The 1086-nt window shown below is 68.1% G+C and carries 3 protein-coding genes; 2 read left to right on the plus strand and 1 reads right to left on the minus strand.

The annotated features are described in order from the left end of the window. Positions 1 to 197, minus strand: a 197-nt coding sequence (locus tag P409_RS34970; RefSeq protein WP_034849608.1) for a hypothetical protein, incomplete at its 3' end; no start/stop codon positions are given. 218 nt (positions 198 to 415) lie between these two features. Here P409_RS34970 and P409_RS34975 point away from each other — a divergent pair. Both P409_RS34975 and P409_RS39770 read left to right on the plus strand, forming a co-directional pair. Then, on the plus strand, positions 416 to 895 hold the full coding sequence (locus P409_RS34975) for a hypothetical protein (protein WP_052121732.1): 480 nt from the start codon (positions 416 to 418) through the stop codon (positions 893 to 895). A 13-nt stretch (positions 896 to 908) separates the two neighbouring features. Next, positions 909 to 1049: a hypothetical protein gene (locus P409_RS39770; protein ID WP_161790538.1), complete on the plus strand. Its 141-nt coding sequence runs from the start codon at positions 909 to 911 to the stop codon at positions 1047 to 1049. Positions 1050 to 1086: the final 37 nt, after the last annotated feature.

Raw genomic sequence — 1086 nt, forward strand, 5'->3', positions numbered from 1 at the left:
GGCGTGGCCACGGCCGGCTGCGGCCGGGCGGCCTCGGCCGGATCGAGCACGCGCGCGGGCTCGACGGCGATCCCGGAGAGATCGACGGCAATGACGGGCGGCGGTGTCGGGCGCGCAGAATCGATCGCGATCGCGCCACCGAGGGCGGCAGCCCCCACCAGAGCGATCGACAGAAGAAGGAGGCCCTTCGACGTCATGCCCGCCTCCCCCTGACATGGCGCACGGGGTGGGGCCCTTGCAGGCGCAATCCACCCGGCGTCGCCGGGAGACGGGGCAACGTTCTGCGCCGGCGATCGGGTCCCGGAACGGTCTCGAGAAGACCGGGAACACCGACCGCCTCAGTGCATTTCATTGCGGTCACGGGGGGCGCGGGTATCATGGCGCGCCCTGCGAGTCCAGACCGACGGAAGGCCATATGTCCCGCCAAATCGCTGAAACCCGCCGTTTCGCTCGGGTTCGCCCGGCCAGCCTTTTCGCTTTTTTTATCGCGATTGCCAGCTTTCCCGCCTGGGCGCAGGAGAAGCCCGCAGCCGAGTCGGCGCCGAAGGAGGCGATCGACATCGAGCTGAACAAGCTCGAACCCGGCAACAACGGCTGCCGCGCCTTCATGGTCATGCACAACGGCACCGCCCGGACCTACAGCAATCTCCAGCTCGACCTCGTGGTCTTCGATCCGAAAGGCATCATCGTCGACCAGCTGGCCGTGGACATGGCACCGCTGAGCGCGGGCAAGACCATGGTCAAGGTGTTCGAGATCGCAGGTCATGATTGCGGGAATTTCGGCCGTGTGCTGCTGAACGACGTGCTGACTTGCAAGGCGGGGGACGCAGCGGTCGAACACTGCATCGATCTATTGGTTCCCACCAGCCGGGCGGCGATCGGTTTCATCAAGTAAAGAAGGCCAGATCATGGCGGTGGATCCGCGGATCGCATCCATGCTGCAGCGGATCGCCGCTGTTTCGGGCGGCGCACGGCCCGGCGCGGCCGGCGTGACGGAGGCCGGAATCGGCCATCCGGCCGCCCTCCTGCGCCGGCAGGCGGCGGCATGAGCCGCCCGCCTCGCCCCCCGAAGCCCGGCGCCGGACG

Origin of the sequence: Inquilinus limosus MP06 (assembly GCF_000767795.1) — a bacterium.
Taxonomy (GTDB): Bacteria; Pseudomonadota; Alphaproteobacteria; order DSM-16000; family Inquilinaceae; genus Inquilinus; species Inquilinus limosus_E.